Raw genomic sequence first — 25230 nt, 5'->3', positions numbered from 1 at the left:
TGGAAAGTCTGACTATTAGTCCAGTTTGGGGCGCCTTGCACCCCGGCGAAACGCATTTCCGAGGTTGTCCTACCCGGAAAAATCGGAAACAAGAGGGCGCAATCGACCAAGGACCGTCTCAAGGGCTGAGATCAGATGAGCACCGAAGAACTTCCCCCGCGCGAATCCATGGAATTCGACGTCGTCATCGTCGGCGCCGGCCCCTCGGGCCTGGCTGCAGCGATCCGGCTGAAGCAGATCAATGCCGAACTCAATGTCGTCGTTGTGGAGAAGGGCTCCGAGGTCGGTGCGCATATTCTCTCCGGCGCCGTGATCGACCCGGCCGGGCTCGACAAGCTGATCCCGGACTGGCGCGAGGATTCCGATTGTCCTCTGAAGACCCAGGTGAAGGACGATCGCTTCTACTGGATGACGGGCGGCAGCGCGATCAGGCTGCCTAACTTCATCATGCCGCCGCTGATGGACAATCATCACTGCTATATCGGCTCGCTTGGCAATGTCTGCCGCTGGCTGGCGCGCAAGGCAGAGGCCCTCGGCGTCGAGATCTATCCGGGCTTTGCCGCGGCCGAGGTGCTCTATGACGAGCAGGGCGCGGTGAAGGGCATTGCCACCGGCGACATGGGCATCGGTCGGGACGGCAAGCCGAAGGACTCCTTTACCCGTGGCATGGAATTGCTCGGCAAGTACACGCTGTTCGCGGAAGGCGCGCGCGGCAGCCTGACCAAACAGCTCATCGCGAAGTTCGCGCTGGATACCACGAGCGAGCCGGCGAAATTTGGCATCGGGCTCAAGGAAGTCTGGCAGATCGATCCCGCCAAGCACCAGAAGGGCATGATCCAGCATTCGTTCGGCTGGCCGCTCGATCTGAAGACCGGCGGTGGCTCGTTCCTCTATCACTACGACGACAACCTCGTTGCCGTCGGCTTCGTCGTGCATCTCAACTACGACGACCCGTATCTGTCACCGTTCGACGAGTTTCAGCGTTTCAAGACCCATCCGTCGATCCGCTCCACCTTCGAAGGTGCCAAGCGGCTCGCCTATGGCGCGCGCGCCATCACCGAGGGCGGCTATCAGTCGGTCCCGAAACTCAGCTTCCCCGGCGGCGCCCTGATCGGCTGCGCGGCCGGCTTCGTCAACGTTCCCCGGATCAAGGGCGTGCACAACGCGATGGGCACGGGCATGCTCGCCGCCGAGCACGTTGCGTCCGCCATTGCCGCCGATCGCGCCAATGACGAGATCGTCGATTACGAGAACACCTGGCGCTCCTCCTCGGTCGGCAAGGATTTGTTCCTGGTCCGCAACGTCAAGCCGCTGTGGTCGAAGTTCGGCACAGTGCTCGGCGTTGCGCTCGGCGGCTTCGACATGTGGTGCAACACGCTGTTCGGCGGGTCCCTGTTTGGCACCCAGTCGCACGCGAAGCCCGATCGCGCGACGCTCGATCCGGCCAAGACCCACGCGCCGAGAACCTACCCGAAGCCTGACGGCAAGATTTCCTTCGACAAGCTCTCCTCGGTATTCCTGTCCAATACCAATCATGAGGAGGACCAGCCGGTCCATCTCAAGGTCACGGACATGAACCTCCAGAAGACGTCCGAGCACGACGTGTTTGCAGGTCCCTCGAATCGCTATTGCCCGGCCGGCGTCTATGAGTGGATCGAGGAAGGTTCCGGCCCGCGCTTCCAGATCAATGCCCAAAACTGCGTTCACTGCAAAACCTGCGACGTGAAGGACCCCAACGGCAACATCACCTGGGTTCCCCCCGAGGGCGGCGGCGGTCCGAACTACGAGGCGATGTAGGCGGGGTCCGCAAGCCACGATCCAGGTGACCAAGGCCCAAGGGCGACCAATATTGCGTGACCTTGGCCCTGCGACGCACGTTCGCGTGAGAACCCGGCCGCGGTCGCGGTCCGTGGTCACGATAAGGCCATACTGGCGGCGTCTTGGGGCGCTCTTGACCGGTCACTTGGCCGATTTGGGGCGTGCGGAGGGGATCGCCCGGCCCGAATCCTTGCGGTGAAGCGCCAAAAGCGGCATTGTCGGCCCGACGGTTCCGGGTCCCCATGCCACCGGCCGCGTTCGCATGCGATACGGCCTTCTTCAGACCCAGGCACTACCAACTCAAGGCGAGCCCTGATGTTTTCAAATCGTTTCAACCGCTGGACTGTTGCCGCCATCGCCCTCATGGGCACAGCGATCGCGACGGTCCCCGGCAGGGTCCTGGCGCAGACGCCGGATCATCCGTCCGACACGGCGGCGCAGTTTCCGACCCGAAACGATCTGAAGGCGCTGACCACTTCTGGCAGCTACCTCGCCGCCCGCCACGCCAGCGTCGAGCGCGATGCGGCCTCCGCCGCCGCGTTCTATCGCTCGGCCCTGCGCACCGATCCCAAGAACAACGAGCTGCTCGACCGCGCCTTCATCTCTTCGGTCGCCGACGGTGACATCGACGAAGCCGTCAAACTCGCCGAGCGCATCCTGACCATCGACAAGACCAACCGCGTTGCGCGCCTCGTCGTCGGCGTGCACGATCTCAAGTTCAAGAAGTACGCGACCGCGCAGACCAACATCAACCAGTCGATCCGCGGTCCGATCACCGATCTCGTCGCCACGCTGCTGTCGGGCTGGGCCGCCTATGGTGCGGGTGATGCCAAGGGCGGCGTCGCCACCATCGACAAGCTGGCCGGTCCGGAATGGTATCCGCTGTTCAAGGATCTCCATGCCGGCATGATCCTCGAGCTCGCCGGCAAGGAGAAAGACGCGGGCGCCCGGTTCGAGCGTGCCTACAAGCTCGACGATTCCATGTTGCGTGTCACCGAGGCCTATGCGCGCTGGCTGTCGCGCAACAAGGACTCGGCCGCCGCGACCACCGTCTACCAGGCTTTCGACAAGAAGCTCGCCCGCCATCCGCTGATCGTAGAAGGGTTGCGCGACACCAAGGCCGGCAAGAAGATGCCGCCGCTGGTCGATAGCGCGCAAGCCGGCGCCGCAGAAGCACTCTACGGCATCGGCGCCACACTGACCCGCCGCGGCGGCGAGGATCTGGCGCTGGTCTACCTCCAGCTCTCGCTCTACCTCCAGCCCACCCATCCCCTGGCGCTGCTCTCGCTCGCCGATCTCTATGAATCGGTGAAGCGGCCGCAGATGGCGATCAAGGTCTATGAGCGGGTGCCGGCGTCCTCGCCGCTCAAACGCAACGCCCAGATTCAGCTCGCCATCGATCTGGATTCCGCCGACCGCACCGACGAGGCGATCAAGATCCTCAAGGGCGTCACCACTGAGGATTCCAAGGATCTCGAAGCCATCATGGCGCTCGGCAACATCGAGCGCGGCCGCAAGAAGTTCGGCGAATGCGGCGCGACCTATTCGCAAGGCGTCGACGTGCTGCCGGCCGGCAACGACAAGGCCAACAGCGTCTGGTATTATTATCGCGGCATCTGCGAGGAGCGCTCCAAGCAGTGGGGCAAGGCCGAAGCCGACATGAAGAAGGCGCTGGAGCTGCAGCCCGACCAGCCCCACGTCCTCAACTATCTCGGCTATTCCTGGATCGACCAGGGCATCAATCTCGACGAAGGCATGAAGATGATCAAGCGGGCGGTCGAGCAGCGCCCGGATGACGGCTACATCGTCGACTCCCTTGGCTGGGCCTATTACCGCATCGGCAATTACGAGGACGCGGTGAAGAACCTCGAGCGCGCCATTGACCTCAAGCCCGAGGATCCCACGATCAACGATCACCTTGGCGACGCCTATTGGCGCGTCGGCCGCACGTTGGAAGCCAAGTTCCAGTGGGCGCACGCCCGCGATCTCAAGCCCGAAGCGGATGAGCTTCCGAAGATCGAGGCCAAGATTGCCAACGGAATGACCGACGACAATTCGAACTCCTCGGCTGCGCAGGCGGAGAAGGAGAAGAAAAAGGACGACGGCAAGGGCGGCTGAGTTGAGCGCATGATCCGGAAAAGTGTGTAGCGGTTTTCCGGCAAGATCATGCGTAGGAAGAACTAAGTTCTGGGGGCGTGTCGTCAATGCCGGCGTTGATTGAAGAAGGGCGCGCGAAGGTCAATCTGAGCCTTCGCGTGGTCGGCCGTCGTGCCGACGGCTATCATGATCTCGAAAGCGTGGTCGCGTTTGCCGACTGCGCCGACCGGCTCACGCTTGAGCCCGGCAGCGAGCTGAAGCTCACCACGACAGGGCCACTCGCGGCGGCCTGCGGCGATATGGCCGACAACCTCGTATTCAAGGCGGCCAAGCTCCTGGCCGAAGCCGTTCCGAACCTGAAGCTGGGCGCCTTTGCGCTCGACAAAGTGCTCCCGGTCGCGGCCGGAATCGGCGGCGGCTCGGCCGACGCGGCTGCGGCGCTGCGGTTGCTGGCGCGTCTCAACAATCTTTCGCTCGACGACCCGCGGCTGCAGAAGGTTGCGCTTGCGACCGGTGCCGACGTGCCGGTGTGTCTGTTCTCGCGCGCCTGCGACATGACCGGTGTCGGCGAACAGCTGCTGCCGCTCGCGTTGCCGGGCATGCCGTGCGTGATGGTCAATCCGCGCGTGCCGGTCGCGACCAAGGACGTGTTCCAGGCGCTGGGCCTGCGCAACGGCGAACTCCTGGTCGGCGCCACCTCCGTCCTCGACGCTCCGGCCTGGCCGGGCGAGGGCGCCTCCATTGCCGATTGGGTCGACACGCTCGAGACCGTCGCCAACGATCTCGAAGCCCCCGCGATGCGCATCGAGCCTGTCATCGGCGACGTGCTGGAAGCCTTGCGTGGCTCCGCCGGCGTCAAGCTTGCCCGCATGTCCGGCTCGGGTGCGACGTGCTTTGCGATCTATGGCGAATCTTCCGAAGCGCACGCCGCCGCCGAGACGATCCGCAGGGATCATTCCGGCTGGTGGGTGCACGCGGGGACGCTGAGCTAGGCCAGCCCGAGAAACTCCCGGATCTCACCTAACACCTCCTGCGGCTTGTCATGTTGCAGCCAGTGTCCGGCCCCGGCGATGGTCTCGACGCGCGCCTGCGGAAAGTAGCGCTCCAGGCCTGCGGCTCTCGCGCCAGCCAGAAAGCTTTCGCCGGCATTCAAGAGCAGCGTCGGACAGGTGATACGGGACCATAGCGCGACGTGGTCGTCCGGCCAGAGCCGGTGCGGCGCAGAGGCGCGCTGATAAGGATCGAACTTCCAGCTATAGGTACCGTCCTCGTTCTGCCGTGCGCCATGCGTTGCTAGATGCAGCGCGAGCTCGCGGGACAGCCGCTTGTTGTGAAGCACCATCTGCGCGGCGGCGGCCTCGAGGGTCGAATAGCGGCGCGGTGCGCGGTCGTGCAGCTTGTCGAGTTGACCGACCCATTTGCCGATGCGCTCATGCACCGGCGGTTTTGGAGTATCCGGCAACATCGTGACACCGTCGAGCACGACGAGCTTCGAGACCTGTTCGGGGAATGACCCTGTAAAGATCAGGCTGACCATGCCGCCCATGGAATGGCCGATGAGAGTGACTTGAGGTGCCGCGACGACGCGGACGAGCTGGACGAGATCGTACACATACTCGGTCAGCGCATAGCTGCCGCCTTTGGTCCAGTCGGAATCGCCGTGACCGCGCAGGTCGGGTGCGAGCACGTGAAAATGCGGCTGCAGCGACCGGGCGATGACGTCCCAGCTCCGGCAGTGATCGCGGCCGCCATGAACCAGGATGGCGACCGGCGCGCCGTCGTTGCCCCAATCGGCATAATGCAGCCGCAGGCCGTGAGACTCGTAAGTGCGGCTTTGCGGGGCGAGCATGGTGGAGCTATCCATTCACGGGCCGCCGCGCCAGTGCGAGCGACAGGCCGAGCCCTGCAATGAAGACGCCGGAGCCCTGGGTGAGACGTCGCATCAGATGCGGCCTTCCGATCAACTGCGTGCGTGTCGCGGAGGCCATCAGCACCACCACGATGTCGACGAGCGTGTTCAGCGTCACCGAGATCGCACCCAACATGATGAATTGCAGTGTCGGGTTCGATCCCGCGGGGTCAAGGAACTGCGGAATGAAGGCGAGGAAGAAGGCGGCGGTCTTCGGGTTCAGCGCCTCGACCAGCACGCCGTCGCGAAAGGCGCGCTTGTCGCCGACGGGCTCGCTGTCGAATGACAGCGTGCGGCCGGCGCTGCGAAAGGTCCTGATGCCGAGCCAGACCAGATAGAGTGCGCCGACAAACTTCACGGCGGCGAACAGCTCGGCGCTGGCAAGAATGATGGCGGAGATGCCGAGGCTGCCTGCGACCACATGAACCAGCCCGCCGAGCGCGGTGCCCACGGTCGATGCAAAACCGCTGGCGCGCCCTTCCGACAAGGTCCGTGCCGCGACGTAGAAAATACCGGGGCCGGGAACGGCGGCGATGAGACAAGCGGCGGCCAGGAACAGCCAGAAATTCGTGTTGATCATCCTGCTTTGGTAGCGATGCTTGCCGCGATTGCAAGGCCCCGTCGTCTACAAGGCTTGCGTTTAGCCCATCCGGCGGAAGATCACGCTGGCATTCACCCCGCCGAATCCGAACCCGTTCGAGATCGCGTGCTGCATCGGCATCGGGCGCGCCACACCGGCGACGATGTCGATGCCGTCAGCGGCGGGATCAGGGTTTTCGAGATTGAGCGTCGGCGGCGCGATCTGGTCGCGCAGGGCGAGCACGGTGAAGACCGCTTCCAGCCCACCCGCGGCGCCGAGCAGATGGCCGGTGGCCGATTTGGTCGCGCTCACGGCGATGCCGCGGTGACGACCGAACAGGGCGGCAATCGCGCCAAGCTCGCTCTCGTCGCCGGCCGGTGTCGACGTCGCATGCGCGTTCAGTTGCTGCAAATCCGCAGGCGCAAGCTTCGCCTGCCGGAGCGCGATCTCCATGGCGCGCCGCGCGCCGTCACCGTCAGGCGGACCCGATGTCATGTGATAGGCGTCCGCGGTCGTACCGTATCCGACAATCTCCGCGATCGGCGTCGCGCCACGCGCCAATGCATGCTCCAGCTCCTCGATCACCAGGATGCCGGCACCTTCGCCCATGACAAAACCGTCGCGGTCGCGATCGAACGGGCGCGAGGCGCGTGCGTCATTGAACCCGCTCGACAGTGCGCGGGCCGCAGCGAAGCCGCCGAGGCTGACGATGTCGATGCAGGCTTCCGCGCCGCCGCAGATCGCCACATCAGCCTCGCCCGCGCGGATCATGCGCGCGGCATCGCCGATCGCCTGAACGCCGGCGGCGCACGCCGTGACCGGTGTGCCCAGCGCTCCCTTGTAGCCGTATTTGATCGAGACGTGCCCCGCAGCGAGATTGGCGAGGAAAGAGGGGATCGTGAACGGCGACAGCCGGCGCGGGCCGCGCAGTTCGGTGATGCGCACCGCCTCCGCCATCGCCGGAAAACCGCCGACGCCGGAGGCGATGATCGTCGCGGTTCGTTCCTGTGCTGCCGCGTCCTGCGGTGTCCAGCCGGCCTGCGCCACAGCTTCTGCAGTGGCGAGCAGCGCGAACAGGATGAAGCGGTCCATCTTGCGCTGGTCTTTCGGCGCGGCGGCCTGCGCGGGATCGAAGCCGCCGTCCACATCATCGGCCTTGTCGGGCACGAGGCCGGCAATGCGTGCCGGCAGCGCCTGCGACCATTCCGGCAGCGGGCGCAGCCCGCTTTGACCGGCCAGCAGCCGGCGCCACGACAGTTCGACACCGCAGCCAAGCGGCGACACCGCGCCCATTCCCGTCACGACGATACGACGCATGTCAGTCTCCAGCCGGCGCGACGGCCGGGTTCATGGCTTTGAGCGAGGTCAGCCGTTTGCGCATGAGACGGCTGGCGCGGGGACCGGCGATGATGACCGCATTGGTGAGCGTAATCGGCTGCATGTCGGCGGCATCGACCACCACCGGATTGAATGGACGACGATCGCGCCGGTTCGCGAGCAGGATCGCTTCGCCCTTCGGTGCGAGATGCTTGTTGCCCCAGGCGAGCAGGGTCGCGACCACGGGGAAGAAGTCCCGGGCCTTGTCCGTCAGCACATATTCATAGCGCGGCGGCCGTTCATTGTAGCGGCGGCGGACGAACATACCGCTTTCGGTGAGATGGGCCAACCGCCGCGACAGGATGTTCGGCGCGATCCCGAGGCTTTGCGAAAATTCGTCGAACCTCGTTGCGCCCTGGAACGCATCCCGCAGGATCAAAATGCTCCACCATTCGCCGACCGTCTCCACGGCGCGGCCGACCGGACATTCCTGGATGGAAGGGGATTTGGGCTGCATGAGGCAAAGGTAGGAGAGTGGCTTGCAAAATGCAAGTTACTTGGCGAGCAGTGGCCGATGCGGGTGGAGGGAGCCAAGGCAGCTGCGAAGCTGGAGCTGTCGCTGCGCTCGCAATGACGGTGTTGATGAAGTGGTGAGGCTATCTCAACGATGTCGTCCCGGCGAAGGCCGGGACCCATAGCCACGACTGTTGTTGTGGTGGCACGATGGTGGCCACAGCGCGCTCAGACGACGCTGACCGGGGTAATGGATCCCGGCCTTCGCCGGGACGACACCGAGGGTGTGGCGACCAGCAAGCGCTAAGGATGCGGAGCCCTAATGCGACCGTGCCAGACAGAACGCCACGACCTGCTCCAGCGCGCTCTTCATTGGCGAGGATGGGAACAGCGCCAGCGCGTCCACCGCCATGGCGCCGTAGTGCTGGGCGCGGCTGCGCGTGTCTTCGAGCGCACGATGCTTGTTCATCAGCCCGATGGCGTGGTCGAGGTCGGTGTCGCCGATTTCGCCGCGCTCGAGCGCGCGGATCCAGAAGGCGCGCTCGGTGTCGTTGCCGCGGCGGAAGGCGAGCACGACGGGCAGCGTGATCTTGCCCTCGCGGAAATCGTCGCCGGTATTCTTGCCGAGCTTCGCGCTCTTGCCGCCATAGTCGAGCACGTCGTCGACGAGCTGGAAGGCGATGCCGAGATTCATGCCGACCGAGCGGCAGGCGGTCTGCTCCGCCTTCGGACGATTGGCGATCACGGGGCCGACCTCGCAGGCGGCCGCGAATAGCTCGGCGGTCTTGCCACGGATCACGGCGAGATATTCGTCCTCGGTGGTCGCGGTGTTCTTGGCGGCGGCAAGCTGCATCACCTCGCCCTCGGCGATTGTGGCGGCGGCCGCGGAGAGAATGTCGAGCGCACGGAGCGAGCCGACCTCGACCATCATGCGGAAGGCCTGGCCGAGCAGGAAGTCGCCGACCAGCACGCTCGCCTCATTGCCCCAGAGCATGCGCGCCGACAGCTTGCCGCGGCGCATCTCGCTCTCGTCGACGACGTCGTCATGGAGCAGGGTGGCGGTATGCATGAATTCGACGCTGGCGGCGAGCTTGATATGGCCGTCGCCGGTGTAGCCGGCGAGGTTGGCCATGGCCAGCGTCAGCATCGGCCGCAGGCGCTTGCCCCCGGAGGAGATCAAATGGTTGGCGACCTCCGGGATCATGGTCACGTCCGAACCGGTCCGCGACAGGATCGTGGCGTTGACGCGCTCCATGTCACCGGCGACAAGGGCAACCAGCTCTTCGATCGACGCGCCGGGAGTTTCGAAAGGTACGATGACGGCCACGCCGGTCTCCAATATTTGCCCCGGAAGGGCTATTCTGATGGAAAGACAATAGAAACTGGACGGGGATGCGGCAAGGGCCGTGGAACCATTGACATTTGGCGCTTAATCCCCGTCAGGCAGGAGGCCTGTGTTTTGCGAGAACTGGTTCGGACCAACGATATGGTGCTGGTGTCGGCGATCGGCGCGCTGCTCGACGGCGCCAACATCCATCATCTGGTGCTGGACCAGAACATGAGCATCATCGAGGGCTCGCTCGGCATTTTGCCGCGGCGGATCCTGGTCCACGAGGACGACGCCCTCGAAGCCCGGCAGCTTCTGACCGAGGCAGGCCTCAGCCACGAACTGCGCGGCGATGAGTGAAGCCCTGGCAGACCTCACCGAGGACGCCTTTCTCGGCGGCCAATTGCGGCTGAAGCAGAAGCGGTCCGGCCATCGCGCCGGGCACGATGCCATTCTGCTCGCGGCGGCGACGGAGGCGAGGGCGGGCGACCGTGTCGTCGATCTCGGTGCCGGCATCGGCACGGCCGGGCTTGCGTTGGCTCGGCGCGTTGCCGGGATCAGGCTCGGCCTGGTCGAGATCGATCCCGAGCTGGCGGAGCTTGCGCGCGCCAATGCGGCAGCGAATGCGATTGCCGCCGAGACAATCGTGCTCGACGTCACCGCGGACGCGCAGGCCTTCGCGGCCAGCGGGCTCGCGCCCGACAGCGTCGACGTGGTGCTGACGAACCCGCCCTTCAACGATCCCGCTCGCCATCGCGGCTCGCCCGACCAGGCGCGCCAGATCGCGCATGTGGCGACGGATGAGACGCTGAATGCCTGGGTGCATGCGGCGCGGCGCATCCTCCGATCGAATGGCGCGCTGACATTGATATGGCGCGCAGACGGGATCGCGGAGGTTTTGGCGGCGCTGTCTCGCGGCTTCGGCAGTCTTGTGATTCTGCCGGTTCACGGTGAAGCCGGGCGGCCCGCGATCCGCGTGCTGGTTCGCGCGATCAAGGGCGGAAGGGCTCCGGTACGATTGTTGCCGGGCCTCATGCTCAACGAGGAGTCCCGCGTGCCTAAAAAAGAGGTGATGGATATTCTGGAGGGAAGGGCGGTTCTACCCCTGGTGGAACCGTGCTGAGCTATTGCGGAAGCGATTCCGACTGCTGCTCTTGCGGAGTCGTCAGGCGGATCGCCATGAACAGCGCACCGATCAGCAGCATCAGCAGATAGATTTTCATGGTGTTCTCCGCTGGCCCATTGCAGCCTCTCAACGGGGTTTTTGCAAAACACGTTCCGGGCCCTTCCAATGACAGTCGCGTGATAAGAAATGGTTAATCAGAGGTAACGGCATGGCCGAACAATTGAACGATCGTGAGAGTTCCGGCCTGGCCGACAAGCTCATGCAATATCTGCCGGCGCGCTTCCGTCCCGGCACGGCCGTGGTGCCGGTGGTGCGGTTGTCCGGGGTGATCGGCGCGGTGACGCCGCTGCGCCCGGGCATGACGCTCGCGACCGTTTCGCGGGTGCTGGAGCGGGCGTTCTCGATGCGCAACGCCAAGGCGGTGGCGCTGGTGATCAATTCGCCTGGCGGCTCGCCGGTGCAGTCGCGCCAGATCTACCTGCGCATCAAGCAGCTCGCGGCGGAGAAGAAGCTGCCGGTGCTGGTGTTCGTCGAGGACGTCGCGGCCTCCGGCGGCTACATGATCGCCTGCGCCGGGGACGAGATCATCTGCGATCCGTCCTCGATCCTCGGCTCGATCGGCGTGCTCGGCGGCAGCTTCGGTTTCCAGGAGGCGATCAAGCGGCTCGGCATCGAGCGGCGCCTGTACACTGCCGGTGCGCACAAGGCGATGCTCGACCCGTTTCTCCCTGAAAACCCCGACGACGTCGCCAAGCTGAAGGCGCTCCAGCGCGAGATCCACCAGATCTTCATCGCGCTGGTGAAGGAGAGCCGCGGCACACGGTTGAAGGGCTCCGACGACACCCTGTTCACGGGCGAATACTGGGCCGGCGAGACTTCGATCGCGCTCGGGCTCGCCGACAGCATCGGCGATCTCCGCTCAACTCTTCGTGCCCGCTATGGCGAGAAGGTTCTCACCCCCGTGATTGCCCAGCCGACCGGTCTGCTCTCCAGCCTTTTGGGCCGGAAATCGCCCGGCGCGGGGCAGCTTTCGGCTCTGGAATCGATGGCCGGCCTGCCGGACGACCTGATCTCGGCGGTCGAGACGCGCGCGATCTGGGCGAAATTCGGGTTCTAGACGGAGCCCCTCCGCGCCATTTGGCCCCAAGGAGACTTGAAGCCGTACCAATTGCGGCGCGGCCCGGTCTGCGCAAGAATGAGCGTGGGGGCTGAGCATTGTGAACAAGGAACGACCAATGCCGCCGTTCGTCGCATTCGCGGGCGTCCTGGGTGGGCTTGCCGTGGTCCGCTGGGCCTACAAGACCGCTATCAGGATTAACCAGGAGCTGGAGGAGATGCGCCTCTCGCGCGTCGCCGAGGCCGCCCATGCCGGGGATATTCAGACGCTGAAGCGTGACCCCGTGAGTGGATCTTACCGGCCGGGGTAGCCGCCACAGGCGTCATGCCCGGGGCTTGTCCCGGGCATCCACGTTCTTCGTACCGCGGGGAAGGCGTGGATGGCCGGGACAAGCCCGGCCACGACGAAGAGTTCGTCGCCCTGCGAATCCACCCCCTTCGCCTTGATTCCCACCCCTGCCGTCGATACGGTCCCGCGCGATTCAACCCCCCGCGAGAGCCCGATCTGACGATGGACGCCTCCTTGCCCGCCCATATGCGCCCGGAACGCTCGTTCCAGGGTTTTATCCTCGCGCTCCAGCGGTTCTGGGCCGAGCAGGGCTGCGTGATCCTGCAGCCCTACGACATGGAGATGGGTGCGGGCACCTTCCATCCGGCGACGACGCTGCGCGCGCTCGGGCCAAAGCCGTGGAATGCGGCCTATGTGCAGCCCTCGCGGCGGCCCAAGGACGGCCGCTACGGCGAGAATCCGAACCGGATGCAGCACTACTACCAGTTCCAGGTGATCATGAAGCCGTCGCCGCCGAACCTTCAGGAGCTGTACCTGAAGTCGCTCGCCGCGATCGGCATCGATGCCGCCATGCACGACATCCGCTTCGTCGAGGACGATTGGGAGAGCCCGACGCTGGGCGCCTGGGGCCTCGGCTGGGAGTGCTGGTGCGACGGCATGGAAGTCAGCCAGTTCACCTATTTCCAGCAGGTCGCGGGTGTCGAATGCGCGCCGGTCGCGGGCGAGCTCACCTACGGACTCGAGCGGCTCGCGATGTACGTGCAGGGCGTCGATCGCGTCTACGACCTCAACTTCAACGGCCGCGACGGTGACGCCAAGGTCACCTATGGCGATGTCTTCCTGCAGGCCGAGCGGGAATATTCGAAGCACAATTTTGAGATCGCCGACACCGCGATGCTGTTCGAGCAATTCAAGATGGCGGAATCCGCTTGCAGGAAATATCTCGACGCGGGTTGGAAAGATGGCAAGCGCGAGGCGCATCTGATGTCGCTGCCAGCCTATGACCAGTGCATCAAGGCGAGCCATGTGTTCAACCTGCTCGACGCGCGCGGCGTGATTTCGGTGACCGAGCGGCAGAGCTACATCCTTCGCGTGCGCGAACTGGCAAAGGCTTGCGGCGAGGCCTGGATACACACCGAAGCCGGTGGAGCGGCCTGATGCCTGATTTGTTGCTTGAACTGTTCTCCGAAGAAATCCCCGCGCGCATGCAGGCCAAGGCGGCGGAGGATCTGCGCCGCATGGTCACCGACAAGCTCGTCGCCGAAGGTCTCGTCTACGAAGGCGCCAAGGCGTTCGCGACGCCGCGCCGCCTCGCGCTCACCGTGCACGGCATCCCTGCGCGCCAGCCTGACCTCAAGACCGAACGCCGTGGACCAAAGATCGGCGCGGCCGATGCGGCCGTGCAGGGTTTTCTGAAAGCGACGGGGTTGACGTCGCTGGACGAGGCCAAGATCCAGCGCGACCCGAAGGGCGACTTCTACATCGCGCTGATCGAGAAACCCGGCCGCGACGCGATCGACGTGCTCGCGGAAATCCTCCCCGTGGTCATCCGCACCTTCCCCTGGCCGAAATCGATGCGCTGGGGCGCGCGCTCCGGAAAACCGGGCTCGCTGAGCTGGGTGCGTCCGCTGCACGCGATCACCGCGACGTTCGGGCTCGAGACCGAAGAGCCCGATGTCGTCAAATTCTCGGTGGACGGCATCGAGGCCGGCCAGACCACCTACGGCCATCGCTTCATGGCACCTAGCGCGATCTCCGTGCGCCGCTTCGAGGATTACGAAGCGAAGCTGAAGGCCGCAAAAGTCATCCTCGATCCGCAGGCGCGCAAGGACATCATCTTCGCCGACGCCAAGGAGCTGACCTTCGCGCAAGGGTTCGAACTGGTCGAGGACCAGGCGCTGCTCGATGAGGTTTCGGGCCTCGTCGAATGGCCCGTCGTCATGATGGGATCGTTCGAAGCGGAATATCTCGCGATCCCCGACGAGGTGATCCGCGCGACCATCCGCAACAACCAGAAGTGCTTCGTCGTCAAAGATCCCAAGACCGGCAAGCTGACCAACAAGTTCGTCCTCACCGCCAATATCGAGGCGCCCGACGGCGGCAAGACCATCGTCGCCGGCAACGAACGCGTGATCCGTCCGCGGCTGAGCGATGCGAAATTTTTCTACGAGACGGACCTGAAGACGAAGCTGGAAGACCGGCTGCCGAAGTTCGAGCAGATCGTGTTTCACGAGAAGCTTGGCACGCAGGCCGCGCGTATCAAGCGGATCGAACGCCTCGCCGCCGAGATCGCGCCGCTCGTCGGTGCCGATGTCGCGAAGGCGACGCGTGCCGCGCATCTGGCGAAGGCGGATCTGCTGACGGAAGTCGTCGGCGAATTCCCCGAGGTGCAGGGCCTGATGGGCAAGTACTACGCGCTGGCCCAGGGCGAGGATGCCTCCGTGGCCGCCGCTTGCGAGGAGCACTACAAGCCGCAAGGGCCCGCGGATCGCGTGCCGACCGATCCGGTCAGCGTCGCAGTGGCGCTCGCGGACAAGCTCGATACGCTGGTGGGCTTCTGGGCAATCGACGAGAAGCCGACGGGAAGCAAGGACCCGTATGCGCTGCGTCGTGCGGCGTTGGGCGTGATCAGGCTGATCGCTGAGAACGCACTGCGTCTGTCGATCATGAAGATGGCGGCGTCCGCACTCGCCGGCTTGTCCTTGAAGCCTGCCGATGCGCAGAAGCTTCCGACCGACCTGCTTGCTTTCTTCGCTGATCGCCTGAAGGTTCAGCTCCGAGAGCAGGGCGCGCGGCATGATCTCGTCGACGCCGTGTTCGCGCTCGGCGGCCAGGATGATTTGCTGATGATCGTTCGCCGCGTCGAGGCGCTCGGCAAGTTTCTCGAGACCGACGACGGCAAGAATTTGCTCGCCGGCATCAAGCGCGCCAGCAATATCCTCGGCATCGAGGAGAAGAAGGACAAGCGCAGCTTCGACGGCGCGCCCGATGCCGCGCTCTACGGTCTCGGCGAGGAGAAGGCGCTGGCCAAGGCGATCGACGAGGTGAAGGCGGAAGCCAGCGCTGCTGTCGCGAAGGAAGACTTCGCTGCCGCGATGAGTGCGATGGCCAAGCTACGCCCGCCGGTCGATGCGTTCTTCGAGAAAGTTCGCGTCAACGACGAGGATGCGAAGGTGCGCGAAAACCGCCTGAAGCTGCTCAACGAGATCCGCAGCGCCACGCGTGCGGTGGCGGATTTCTCGAAGATCCAGGATTGACCTCGTGCCCCGGACGCGGCGCAGCGCTTCTTAGCGGTGCGCTGCAGAGCGGGGCCCATGCCGCCGCAAAAGATTCTGGGTCCCGGCTCTGCGCCGCAACGCTACGCGCTGCGTCGCGTCCGGGACACGAGAGCACGCACACACGAAGCACAAAAAGCCCCGCCCGGCGGGGGGAGGACCGGGCGGGGCCTGATGTCCGACTCTACTGCTCGCGTCAGCCTGATTGATGTGACGCGCCGGACACCTAGTCGATCCCTGAAGACGCTAGTCCATCACCTCGACGATGCGCCGCGAGCGCGGCTCGACCAGCACGGTCTCGCCGTTCACGACGGTGTAGCGATAGGTGGTGGCGCCGAAACGTTGCGGCACGTCATAATAGGTCACGCCGCTTTCAGGTAAGGTGGCACCGACCACCACGCGATCCGGGATGCGGAAAGCCGGCACACGTTGTTCGACGACATAGTCGCGGAACGCCGGCCGCTGCTCGACCGCAATGGTCGGACCGCTGTCGACGACGACGGGTGCGCGTCCCACTGTGACGCTGCTTTGCGCCTGCGCCGCAAGGGGCGAGCCGATCGCGGCCGCGAGCGCTGCAAGAGCAAGAATCCTGTTCCGCATGGGCAACTCCTTCGAGAAGGTTTTCGGGAAGCGCCAATGGCGCGACCGGTTGCCAATGCATGCGTCTTCGCGATGTTCCGGAAAACGGCCGCCGCATTCGCGGCATTTTCGGGCAGTTTTCGCGAAGCCGGGAACTCGCGCCCGCCCAGTGCGTCTCTACCCGCGGAACCTAGTCCGCTATGATCCCGCCGCGATTCGCCCCCACCCCACGGAAAGAAAGTTCATGCACATCACCGTCGCCCATATCTCGCCGATCCTGTCGCTGCTTGCGGGTGTGCTCATCCTGATCATGCCGCGCCTGCTGAACCTGATCGTCGCGATTTTTCTCATCATAAATGGTGCGATCGGGCTCGGATTGTTGAAGTGGCTCCATCTCTAGGCCTTCATTCTACGGAACTCTTCGACTTGCGCGGACCTGCCCAAAGTGGTGTAAGGCCCGCGATTACCCATTCCTCTCGCAGGTTGTGTGCAAGCTATGGCCAAAGCCGCCTCGAAAACTTCAGCGAAAATGCCAGCGAAATCAAAGTCCTCTGCCAAGGCGAAAGCCGCGCCGGCGGCCCGCAAGGCACTTGCCAAGCGCGCCCCGAAGCCCGTGGCCAAGGCTGCTGCCAAGCCGGCTGTGAAGCCTGCGGCCAAGGCCGTTTCCAAGGCTGTTGCGAAGGCGCCGAAGAAGCCGGTTGCGCCGAAGGTCGCCGCGAAGTCGGTACCGAGCAAGGCTGCTTCAACCAAGGCGGCGCCTGTTGCGGCCAAGGCCGGCAAGTGGGTGTTCACGTTCGGGGACGGCAAGGCCGAGGGCAAAGCGGAGATGCGCGACCTGCTCGGCGGCAAGGGCGCCAACCTCGCCGAGATGGCCAATCTCGGCCTGCCGGTGCCTCCGGGCTTCACCATCCCGACCTCGGTCTGCACCTATTTCTACGCGCACGACAAATCCTACCCCAAGGAATTGAAGTCGCAGGTTGAGAAGGCGCTCGACCATGTCGGCAAGTTGACCGGCAAGATCTTCGGCGATTCCAGGAACCCGCTGCTCGTCTCCGTGCGTTCCGGCGGCCGCGCCTCGATGCCGGGCATGATGGACACCGTGCTCAATCTCGGCCTCAACGACGAAACCGTGGAAGCGCTGTCGGAACTGTCGGGCGATCGCCGCTTCGCCTATGACAGCTATCGCCGCTTCATCACCATGTATTCGGACGTGGTGCTCGGCTTCGAGCATCATCATTTCGAGGAAATCCTCGACACCTTCAAGGACAGCCAGGGCTACACGCTCGACACCGATCTCACCGCCGACGACTGGGTCGATCTGGTCGGCAAGTACAAGGACGCGGTCGCGCGCGAAACCGGCAAGGATTTTCCGCAGGATCCGCACGACCAGCTCTGGGGCGCCATTGGCGCGGTGTTTTCATCCTGGATGAACGCGCGCGCGGTGACCTACCGCAGGCTGCACGACATTCCGGAATCCTGGGGCACCGCGGTCAACGTGCAGGCCATGGTGTTCGGCAACATGGGCGAGACCTCGGCGACCGGCGTTGCCTTCACGCGCAATCCCTCGACCGGCGAGAGCAAGCTCTACGGCGAGTTCCTGATCAACGCGCAAGGCGAGGACGTGGTGGCGGGCATCCGCACGCCGCAGGACATCACCGAGGAAGCGCGCAAGGACTCGGGCTCCGACAAGGCGTCGATGGAATCGGCGATGCCGGAAGCCTTCAACGAGCTGACCCGGATCTACACGCTGCTCGAGAAGCACTACCGCGACATGCAGGACATGGAGTTCACGGTCGAGCAGGGCAAGCTCTGGATGCTGCAGACCCGCGGCGGCAAGCGCACCGCGAAAGCGGCGCTGCGCATCGCGGTCGAGCTCGCCAATGAAGGCCTGATCACCAAGAAGGAAGCGGTGACGCGGATCGACCCCGCCTCGCTCGATCAGCTGCTGCATCCGACCATCGACCCCAATGCCAAGCGCGACGTGATCGCGACCGGCCTGCCGGCCTCGCCGGGTGCGGCCTCCGGCGAGATCGTGTTCTCCTCGGACGAGGCGGCCAAGCTTCAGGCCGACGGTCGCAAGGTGATTCTGGTCCGGATCGAGACCAGCCCCGAGGACATCCACGGCATGCACGCCGCCGAAGGCATCTTGACCACCCGTGGCGGCATGACCTCGCATGCTGCGGTGGTCGCGCGCGGCATGGGCAAGCCCTGCGTCTCCGGTTGCGGCACCATCCGCGTCGATTACGGCCGCGGCACCATGAGCATCGGCTCGCGCACCTTCAAGACCGGCGACGTCATCACCATCGACGGCTCGCTCGGCCAGGTGCTCGCCGGCCGCATGCCGATGATCGAGCCCGAGCTGTCCGGCGAGTTCGGCACGCTAATGAAATGGGCCGACCAGGTCCGTAAGATCGGCGTGCGCGTCAACGCGGACACGCCGGAAGACGCGCACACCGCGATCAAGTTCGGCGCGGAAGGCATCGGCCTGTGCCGTACCGAGCACATGTTCTTCGAGGAGACGCGCATCCGCACGGTGCGCGAGATGATCCTCTCCGAGGACGAGCAGTCGCGCCGCGCTGCGCTGGCAAAGCTGCTGCCGATGCAGCGCGCCGACTTCGTCGAGCTGTTCGAGATCATGAAGGGTCTGCCCGTCACGATCCGCTTGCTTGATCCGCCGTTGCACGAGTTCCTGCCGCACACCCATGCCGAGGTCGAGGAAGTGGCGCGCGCCATGAACACCGACCCGCGGCGCCTGGCCGACCGCGCGCGCGAGCTGTCGGAGTTCAACCCGATGCTCGGCTTCCGCGGCTGCCGTATCGCGATCGCCTATCCCGAGATCGCCGAGATGCAGGCGCGCGCGATCTTCGAAGCGGCAGTCGAGGCCGAGAAGCGCACCGGCAAGGCCGTCGGCCTCGAGGTGATGGTGCCGCTGATCGCCACCAAGATGGAGCTCGACCTCGTCAAGGCGCGCATCGATTCCACCGCGAAGGCGGTGATGCGCGACACCAACACCAAGCTGACCTACCAGGTCGGCACCATGATCGAGCTGCCGCGCGCCTGCCTGCTCGCGGCCGAGATCGCGGAGAGCGCCGAGTTCTTCTCGTTCGGTACCAACGACCTCACGCAGACGACCTACGGCATCAGCCGTGACGATGCCGCGAGCTTCCTCGGCACCTACGTGTCCAAGGGCATCCTGCCGATCGATCCCTTCGTCGCGCTCGACCAGGAAGGCGTCGGCGAGCTCGTCAAGATCGGCGTCGCACGCGGCCGCAAGACGCGCGCCTCGCTCAAGGTCGGCATCTGCGGCGAGCACGGCGGCGATCCCGCCTCCGTCGCCTTCTGTCACGCGATCGGCCTCGACTACGTCTCCTGCTCGCCCTACCGCGTCCCGATCGCCCGCCTCGCGGCGGCGCAAGCCGCGCTCGGCAAAGCGGTTGCGAGCCAGGCATAAGCCGATTTGAAATGCTGAATGCGGAGAGGCGGGGCCAAGCCCCGCCTCTTTCTTTTTGAGGCTCGACTGCTTCCACGCCGTCATTGCGAGCGTAGCGAAGCAATCCAGAATCTTCGTGCGGCAGCAGTCTGGATTGCTTCGTCGCAAGAGCTCCTCGCAATGACGAGCTTGAGGAGCGTGCGTGTGAGCACATCGCGCAATACCGGGAACCCATCGCGCGTCCCGTAATGACACGTGCGAGCAAGAGTTCCTTCACCATTCGCGTTGACCAATTGTTTACCGCGTCGCGTGAGGGCGCATTTACCAATGCGCATCATCGCCCCGTGAAAACACCTGCGATTGATTGCGTGTGCCGCATGCGCAACGCCGATTAACGCCCCGGCAACCTAAATTAGATACTCACGATAAAGATCGAATTGCACGGATGTACTGCGGCTCGATTTTTCTAGCGTAAGCGTAGCGTGAGCGTATCGATGTTTTTGTTGCGTACCCATCCGAAGGGCGCGCGGTTCGCGTCCTTCGGCATCGGTCTCTGCATCTTCGCATTGATGCCGAGAGAGACCGGCTATCAGGACATTGCCTCGCTGCTGGCGCGCCAACCCGGCGTCGCGGAGCGTTGGCAGAAGCAGGTATTCTCTGCTGCGTCCTCCATACAGCTGGCCACTTACAGTTTTTCCCGGCCGATCGGCACTTCGGCTCCGCAGAGCGCGATGGTTCGTCTCGCGAGCCTCGACGGCCGCGACGTCACCGGCGCGATCAGCCGCAATCCGGCGCTGCAGGCGCCGCCGCGCTACCAGGCCGCCGATTTTCCCAAGGTCGATCGCTCGATGAAGGGTGACCGCCTCGCAACGGTCACACCGACGCAGGCTCCCGAAGCGGGCGCGCCGACGGCAGCGCCGACGCAGGAAGATCCCGCGACGTCGAACAGCTCGGTGTTCGGCGCCAAGACCGTCGCGCTGCCACAGGCGATGTCGCCGGAGTCCGCGGCCGCGCTCGATCCCGAACTCGCGGAGGCGCTGCGCGCGCCGCCGCTGCCGCAATACACCAATGCGCCAAAGGCCAGCGACGCCGCGCGCTCGATCGCGCTCCAGCCGCTCGAAGCGCTGAAGCAGGCCACCATTCCGGCTGCACCGCCGCGCGATCCGTTCCGCGTCAAGATCTCGAACCTATTCTTCGGCAGTTCCTCGCTCGGCGGCAACGTCGAGAGCATCGAGAGCTGGCAACCCGGTGCGGAGCCGCTGATCGTGATGCCCGACCCCGACATGAAGGTGACGGCCTCGCTGTCGCCGCCGTCGGAGGATCTTGCGAAGGATATCGAAAGTGGCGAGAGCGTCGCGCCGAAGGGTGAGGTCAACGTCGACAACCAGCGTGCCAGATCGCCGGCGGAACGGCTCGCGCTCGACGACAAGTCGCGCGCGAAGTCCGAAAAATGCCTCGCGGAGGCCGTCTATTTCGAGTCCCGCGGCGAAGCCGTGCGCGGTCAGATGGCGGTTGCGCAGGTGGTGATGAACCGCGTGTTCTCCGGCAAATATCCGGACACGGTGTGCGGCGCCGTCTATCAGAACAAGCACCGGCATCTCGCCTGCCAGTTCACCTTTGCCTGCGACAACAATGCCGACGTGATCCGCGAGCCCGAGATGTGGGAGCGTGCGAAAAAGATCTCGAAGGCCATGCTCGACGGCCAGATCTGGCTGCCCGAGGTCGGCAAGTCCACGCACTACCACGCCTACTGGGTGCGCCCGTCCTGGGTCGCCGAGATGAAGAAGATGTACAAGACCGGCGTCCACACCTTCTATCGCCCACGCGCCTGGGGCGACGGCAGCGAGGAACCGAGCTGGGGCACGCCGGCGCAGACCGCCGCGCTCTCCGCCGAACTCACCCAGGAAGCCAAGAGCTCCGCCGAGATGGGCACGACCGAGCGAAGGTAGCGCCTCACATCTCGATATCCAGCGCGCAGTCGAAATTCGGTGCCGAATGCGTCAGCGCGCCGGCTGAAGCGTAGTCGACGCCGGTCGCCGCGATGGCTGCGATCGAGCCCAGGGTGACGCCGCCGGATGCCTCCAGCTTGAGGCGTCCCTCGTTGATCCCAACGGCCTCGCGCAGCGTCGCAATGTCCATGTTGTCGAGCAGCACGGCGTCGGCAAGGCCGGTGTCGAGCACCTCGCGCAACTGCGTCAGCGTGTCGACCTCGATCTCGATCTTGACGAGATGGCCGGCATGGGCGCGGGCGCGCTCCAGCACGGGGCGGATACCGCCGGCGACCGCGACGTGGTTGTCCTTGATCAGGATCGCGTCGTCGAGCCCGAAGCGGTGATTGAAGCCCCCGCCGCAACGTACCGCGTATTTCTCCAACGCCCGTAATCCCGGCGTGGTTTTTCGCGTGCAGCAGATCCGCATCCGGGTGCCCTCGGTGCGCGCAACATAGTCCGCCGTGAGCGTCGCAACGCCTGACAGGCGGCCGACGAAATTCAGCGCGGTCCGCTCCGCCGTGAGGACGGCGCGTGCCGGCCCCGAGATCGTCAGCACCTGCTGCCCGCGGGCGACGCGCGCGGCGTCGCGAACATGTGCGCGTACCTCGATGTCGGGCGAAAGCCTTTGCAGGGTGGCGAGCGCCAGCGGCAAGCCGGCGATCACGCCGGATTGCCGTGCGACCAGGATCGCTTGCGCCTTCGTTGCCTCGGGGATCGTCGCAAGCGAGGTGATGTCGCCGGCGCGGCCGAGATCCTCATCGAGCGCGCGGTGCACAGCCTCGTCGATCGCGAGCGGGGAGAGGAAGGCGTCGGGGTAGAGCAGAGAGGTTGGGGTGATCATGGCGGACTCCGTCAAGCGATCATGGGTTGCGCGATGCGTGGTGTCGGGCGTTCGGTTAGGCCATCTGCGATCTCGCGCACTGCTGCGAGCGTCGTCATCGTGCGTTGCGCGAGCGCGGGAACGTCCGCGGAATGGTCGGAGCGGAAATGCGCGCCGCGGCTCTCGCGCCGGTTCCAGGCCGACGCCGCCACGAGCAGGGCTGCCGTTGCCATGTTGCGGACCGTGATGCTCGCGGCCTCGCATTCGAGCGCGGCGAAGCTGCGGACCGCCTCCGCAAGCCCCTCACCATTGCGGATCACGCCGACATGCGCGCTCATCAGCGTCCGCAGCCGGTTCACGTCCGCAGCATCCGGCGCGTCGCCCCGCGGCGTCGGCACGTCCGCAAGGCGCGCGGGCGAGGGAATGGTGCGGCCGGCGATGTCGTCGGCGATGCGCGCGGCGTAGACCACGGCCTCCAGCAGCGAATTCGACGCAAGCCGGTTCGCGCCATGCGCGCCGGTGGACGACACTTCGCCGCCGGCCCAGAGCCCGTCGATCGAGCTGCGGCCGCGATCGTCCACCGCGATGCCGCCCATGTGATAGTGCGCCGCCGGTGCGATCGGGATGGCCTGCGTGGCGGGGTCGATGCCGGCGGCGATGCAGCTTGCATGAACGGTCGGGAACCTGTCGGCAAAACGTGCGCCCAGCGCCTGCCGCGCATCGAGGAAGGCGCCGCGCCCGGCCGAGATCTCCGCGAACACGCCGCGGGCCACGATGTCGCGCGGTGCGAGCTCGGCGAGCGGATGGCGCGCCGCCATGAAACGCTCGCCACGGCCGTTGATCAGCGTCGCGCCTTCGCCGCGCAGGGCTTCCGTGGCGAGCGGCGCGGGATCGCGGCCGACCATGATGGCGGTCGGGTGAAATTGCACGAATTCGGGATCTGCAATGACCGCGCCGGCGCGTGCGGCGATCGCAAGGCCGGATCCGCTGGCCTCGCGCGGATTGGTGGTGACGGCATAGAGATGGCCGATGCCGCCGGTGGCGAGCACCACCGTCCGCGCAGCGAGGAGGACCGGCCGTGCGGCGTAATTGCGGACTTCGCGCAGTTGAAGGCCGATGACAGCGCCGTTCTCGGTCAACAGCGCTTCGGCGACAAAGCCTTCGATCAGCCGGATCGATGGTGTGCGCCGCACGGCCTCGCTCAGGGCTGCGATGATGGCGGCGCCCGCGCCGTCGCCGCGCACATGCACGATACGCCGCGCCGAATGTGCGGCTTCGCGCCCGACGGCGAGCCTGCCTGCGAGATCGCGGTCGAACGGCACGCCATAGGCGAGAAGATCGTGAATCCGCGGCGCGGCCTCGCGCGCGATTTCCAATGCGACAGCTTCGTCGACGATGCCGCCGCCAACGGCGATCGTATCCGCGGCGTGCGCTTCCGGCGTATCGCCTTCAGCTATTGCGGCGGCGATGCCGCCTTGCGCCCATGCGGATGACGCGCCCTGTCCGAGCGGCGCGGCCGAGATCAATGTCACCGGCCGCGGCGCGAGCTTCAATGCGCAAAAGAGTCCGGCGAGACCGCCGCCGACGATGACGACATCGTCGGCGCTGCGGGCGAGGGGGTGGATGGTGTTTGTTGTCATAGCTTTCTCCAAGCTCTCAGCTGTCGTCCCGGCCTAGTGCGCAATTGCGCACTAGGCCGGGACGACCGCTGTGTGTGTTGCTAGTTCTTCAGATTGATCATCCGCTCGACCGAGCGCCTTGCGCGGTCCGCAAGCGTGGGATCGATCGTGACCTCGTCGCGAAGCGTCAGCAGGCTCTCCAGAATGTTGGCGAGCGTGATGCGCTTCATGTGCGGGCAGATGTTGCAGGGACGCAGCATCTCCACATCGGGCAGCTCGGCGCGCACATTGTCGGCCATCGAGCATTCCGTGATCATCACCAGCCGCCGCGGCCGCCGCTCGCGCACCCAGTTGATCATGTGCGCGGTCGAGCCCGTGAAGTCGGCCTCGGCCAGCACGTCCGGCGGGCATTCGGGATGGGCGATGATCTGAACGGAGGGATCGGCCTCGCGGTAGCTGCGCAGCTCGGCGCCGGTGAAACGCTCGTGCACCTCGCAGGCGCCCTTCCAGGCAATGATCTTCACGTCGGTCTTCGAGGCCACGTAAGTGGCGAGATAGCGGTCAGGCAGGAAGATCACGCTGGGCGCGCCGAGGCTCTCGACCACCTGAACCGCGTTCGACGAGGTGCAGCAGATATCGACCTCGGCCTTCACCTCCGCGGAGGTGTTGACATAGGCGACGACAGGCACGCCGGGAAATTTTTCGCGGAGCAGGCGGACGTCGGCACCAGTGATGCTGGCGGCGAGCGAGCAGCCCGCGCGCGTATCAGGGATCAGCACCGTCTTGTCCGGATTGAGCAGTTTCGACGTCTCCGCCATGAAGTGCACGCCGCACTGGACGATGATGCCGGCCTTCACCCTGGTGGCTTCGACCGCGAGCTGGAGCGAATCACCGCCGATGTCGGCGACGCAGTGGAAGATCTCCGGCGCCTGGTAATTATGCGCGAGAATCACCGCGCCGCGCGCCTGCTTCAGTTCGTTGATCGCCTTGATCGTCGGGGCCATCAGCGGCCATTCGATCGGCGGGATCACCTGTTTCACGCGCTCGTAAAGCGGTGCGGTGGCTCGCTCGACCTCCGGCGTCCATTCCAGTGAAGGCATCGGCAGCGGAGGTCCGGTTCGCGCCTGCCCCGGCCGTGCCGGCGCGATGACGTGGCCCTGCGGCCGGTTGGCAAAGTCGTCGGGGCCGTAAATTCCAGTTAGCGGCATCGAAGCCTCCCGAGTATGTCAGTTGTACTCAATATGAGTATATTTGTGGCCTGAGAAATCCGGCCGAGGGGGCCGGTGGACCTTCGATATGCTCAATTTGAGTAAATCGAAGATAACACGGCGCGCGGCGGGCCGCCAGATCTTGCCGCACACATTTCCGTCAAGTCCGGCGCCCGGCGCGTCGGCTAAGGTCGCGAGGAAATGCAATGCTCCCGC

The 25230-nt window shown here is 65.2% G+C and carries 21 protein-coding genes; 12 read left to right on the top strand and 9 right to left on the bottom strand.

What is annotated here, in order from left to right:
• The first annotated feature begins 135 nt into the window (after window positions 1-135).
• The 3 genes from BRA1253DRAFT_RS13580 (at window position 136) to BRA1253DRAFT_RS13570 (ending at window position 4907) form a co-directional block, all read left to right on the top strand.
• On the top strand, window positions 136-1797 hold the full coding sequence (locus BRA1253DRAFT_RS13580) for an electron transfer flavoprotein-ubiquinone oxidoreductase (RefSeq protein ID WP_007594975.1): 1662 nt from the start codon (window positions 136-138) through the stop codon (window positions 1795-1797).
• A gap of 336 nt (window positions 1798-2133) precedes the next feature.
• Window positions 2134-3936, top strand: coding sequence for a tetratricopeptide repeat protein (locus tag BRA1253DRAFT_RS13575; RefSeq protein ID WP_007594974.1), 1803 nt, complete (start codon window positions 2134-2136; stop codon window positions 3934-3936).
• 86 nt (window positions 3937-4022) lie between these two features.
• Complete coding sequence (locus BRA1253DRAFT_RS13570) at window positions 4023-4907, top strand: 4-(cytidine 5'-diphospho)-2-C-methyl-D-erythritol kinase (RefSeq protein WP_007594972.1); 885 nt, start codon at window positions 4023-4025, stop codon at window positions 4905-4907.
• Here the strand turns inward: BRA1253DRAFT_RS13570 and BRA1253DRAFT_RS13565 are convergent.
• The 5 genes from BRA1253DRAFT_RS13565 to BRA1253DRAFT_RS13545 form a co-directional block, all read right to left on the bottom strand.
• Window positions 4904-5764, bottom strand: a complete 861-nt coding sequence (locus BRA1253DRAFT_RS13565; RefSeq protein ID WP_007594970.1) for an alpha/beta fold hydrolase — start codon at window positions 5762-5764, stop codon at window positions 4904-4906. The two genes, BRA1253DRAFT_RS13570 and BRA1253DRAFT_RS13565, sit on opposite strands and share 4 nt — an antisense overlap.
• A 7-nt stretch (window positions 5765-5771) precedes the next feature.
• A complete protein-coding gene (locus BRA1253DRAFT_RS13560; RefSeq protein WP_007594968.1) occupies window positions 5772-6404 on the bottom strand; it encodes a LysE family translocator in 633 nt (210 codons plus the stop codon).
• A 60-nt stretch (window positions 6405-6464) separates the two neighbouring features.
• A complete protein-coding gene (gene fabF / locus BRA1253DRAFT_RS13555; RefSeq protein ID WP_007594967.1) occupies window positions 6465-7721 on the bottom strand; it encodes a beta-ketoacyl-ACP synthase II in 1257 nt (418 codons plus the stop codon).
• A gap of 1 nt (window position 7722) precedes the next feature.
• Window positions 7723-8238, bottom strand: a complete 516-nt coding sequence (locus BRA1253DRAFT_RS13550; RefSeq protein ID WP_007594966.1) for a helix-turn-helix domain-containing protein — start codon at window positions 8236-8238, stop codon at window positions 7723-7725.
• A gap of 315 nt (window positions 8239-8553) precedes the next feature.
• The gene (locus BRA1253DRAFT_RS13545) at window positions 8554-9561 is read right to left on the bottom strand and encodes a polyprenyl synthetase family protein (RefSeq protein ID WP_007594965.1); all 1008 of its coding nucleotides are present in this window, start codon (window positions 9559-9561) and stop codon (window positions 8554-8556) included.
• Window positions 9562-9693: 132 nt separating this feature from the next.
• On the opposite strand from BRA1253DRAFT_RS13545, the gene BRA1253DRAFT_RS13540 reads away from it, so the two are divergent.
• The 6 genes from BRA1253DRAFT_RS13540 to glyS all read left to right on the top strand — a co-directional run bounded on the left by BRA1253DRAFT_RS13540 (window position 9694) and on the right by glyS (window position 15349).
• A complete protein-coding gene (locus BRA1253DRAFT_RS13540; RefSeq protein WP_007594964.1) occupies window positions 9694-9921 on the top strand; it encodes a DUF2007 domain-containing protein in 228 nt (75 codons plus the stop codon).
• Complete coding sequence (locus BRA1253DRAFT_RS13535) at window positions 9914-10684, top strand: tRNA1(Val) (adenine(37)-N6)-methyltransferase (protein WP_007594958.1); 771 nt, start codon at window positions 9914-9916, stop codon at window positions 10682-10684. The genes BRA1253DRAFT_RS13540 and BRA1253DRAFT_RS13535 overlap by 8 nt, the downstream gene beginning before the upstream one ends.
• A 211-nt stretch (window positions 10685-10895) precedes the next feature.
• Window positions 10896-11804 carry a S49 family peptidase gene (locus BRA1253DRAFT_RS13530; RefSeq protein ID WP_007594956.1) on the top strand — a complete coding sequence of 303 codons (909 nt, stop codon included), beginning with the start codon at window positions 10896-10898 and terminating at the stop codon, window positions 11802-11804.
• Between the two features lie 118 nt (window positions 11805-11922).
• Window positions 11923-12114, top strand: coding sequence for a hypothetical protein (locus tag BRA1253DRAFT_RS13525; RefSeq protein ID WP_007594955.1), 192 nt, complete (start codon window positions 11923-11925; stop codon window positions 12112-12114).
• A gap of 200 nt (window positions 12115-12314) precedes the next feature.
• Window positions 12315-13250 (top strand): glycine--tRNA ligase subunit alpha, encoded by a 936-nt coding sequence (locus tag BRA1253DRAFT_RS13515; RefSeq protein WP_007594954.1) that lies wholly within the window; start codon window positions 12315-12317, stop codon window positions 13248-13250.
• Window positions 13250-15349 carry a glycine--tRNA ligase subunit beta gene (gene glyS, locus BRA1253DRAFT_RS13510; RefSeq protein ID WP_007594953.1) on the top strand — a complete coding sequence of 700 codons (2100 nt, stop codon included), beginning with the start codon at window positions 13250-13252 and terminating at the stop codon, window positions 15347-15349. Before BRA1253DRAFT_RS13515 ends, glyS begins: the two co-directional genes overlap by 1 nt.
• 264 nt (window positions 15350-15613) lie before the next feature.
• Here glyS and BRA1253DRAFT_RS13505 read toward each other — a convergent pair whose 3' ends face one another.
• Window positions 15614-15967, bottom strand: coding sequence for a DUF1236 domain-containing protein (locus BRA1253DRAFT_RS13505; RefSeq protein WP_007594952.1), 354 nt, complete (start codon window positions 15965-15967; stop codon window positions 15614-15616).
• Between the two features lie 223 nt (window positions 15968-16190).
• On the opposite strand from BRA1253DRAFT_RS13505, the gene BRA1253DRAFT_RS41445 reads away from it, so the two are divergent.
• The 3 genes from BRA1253DRAFT_RS41445 to BRA1253DRAFT_RS13495 all read left to right on the top strand — a co-directional run bounded on the left by BRA1253DRAFT_RS41445 (window position 16191) and on the right by BRA1253DRAFT_RS13495 (window position 21325).
• Window positions 16191-16346 carry a DUF3096 domain-containing protein gene (locus BRA1253DRAFT_RS41445; RefSeq protein ID WP_007594951.1) on the top strand — a complete coding sequence of 52 codons (156 nt, stop codon included), beginning with the start codon at window positions 16191-16193 and terminating at the stop codon, window positions 16344-16346.
• Window positions 16347-16442: 96 nt separating this feature from the next.
• A complete protein-coding gene (ppdK, locus tag BRA1253DRAFT_RS13500) occupies window positions 16443-19397 on the top strand; it encodes a pyruvate, phosphate dikinase (protein WP_007594947.1) in 2955 nt (984 codons plus the stop codon).
• Window positions 19398-19870: 473 nt separating this feature from the next.
• Window positions 19871-21325 carry a cell wall hydrolase gene (locus tag BRA1253DRAFT_RS13495; RefSeq protein ID WP_007594945.1) on the top strand — a complete coding sequence of 485 codons (1455 nt, stop codon included), beginning with the start codon at window positions 19871-19873 and terminating at the stop codon, window positions 21323-21325.
• 4 nt (window positions 21326-21329) lie between these two features.
• Here BRA1253DRAFT_RS13495 and nadC read toward each other — a convergent pair whose 3' ends face one another.
• The 3 genes from nadC to nadA form a co-directional block, all read right to left on the bottom strand.
• Window positions 21330-22208 carry a carboxylating nicotinate-nucleotide diphosphorylase gene (nadC, locus tag BRA1253DRAFT_RS13490; protein ID WP_007594942.1) on the bottom strand — a complete coding sequence of 293 codons (879 nt, stop codon included), beginning with the start codon at window positions 22206-22208 and terminating at the stop codon, window positions 21330-21332.
• A gap of 11 nt (window positions 22209-22219) precedes the next feature.
• Complete coding sequence (locus tag BRA1253DRAFT_RS13485; RefSeq protein WP_007594941.1) at window positions 22220-23827, bottom strand: L-aspartate oxidase; 1608 nt, start codon at window positions 23825-23827, stop codon at window positions 22220-22222.
• A gap of 80 nt (window positions 23828-23907) precedes the next feature.
• Window positions 23908-25014 carry a quinolinate synthase NadA gene (gene nadA, locus BRA1253DRAFT_RS13480; protein WP_007594940.1) on the bottom strand — a complete coding sequence of 369 codons (1107 nt, stop codon included), beginning with the start codon at window positions 25012-25014 and terminating at the stop codon, window positions 23908-23910.
• Between the last annotated feature and the right edge of the window lie 216 nt (window positions 25015-25230).

The organism is Bradyrhizobium sp. WSM1253 (genome assembly GCF_000244935.1).
Lineage (GTDB): Bacteria > Pseudomonadota > Alphaproteobacteria > Rhizobiales > Xanthobacteraceae > Bradyrhizobium > Bradyrhizobium canariense.
This window is presented reverse-complemented; position numbering and strand designations above follow the sequence as displayed.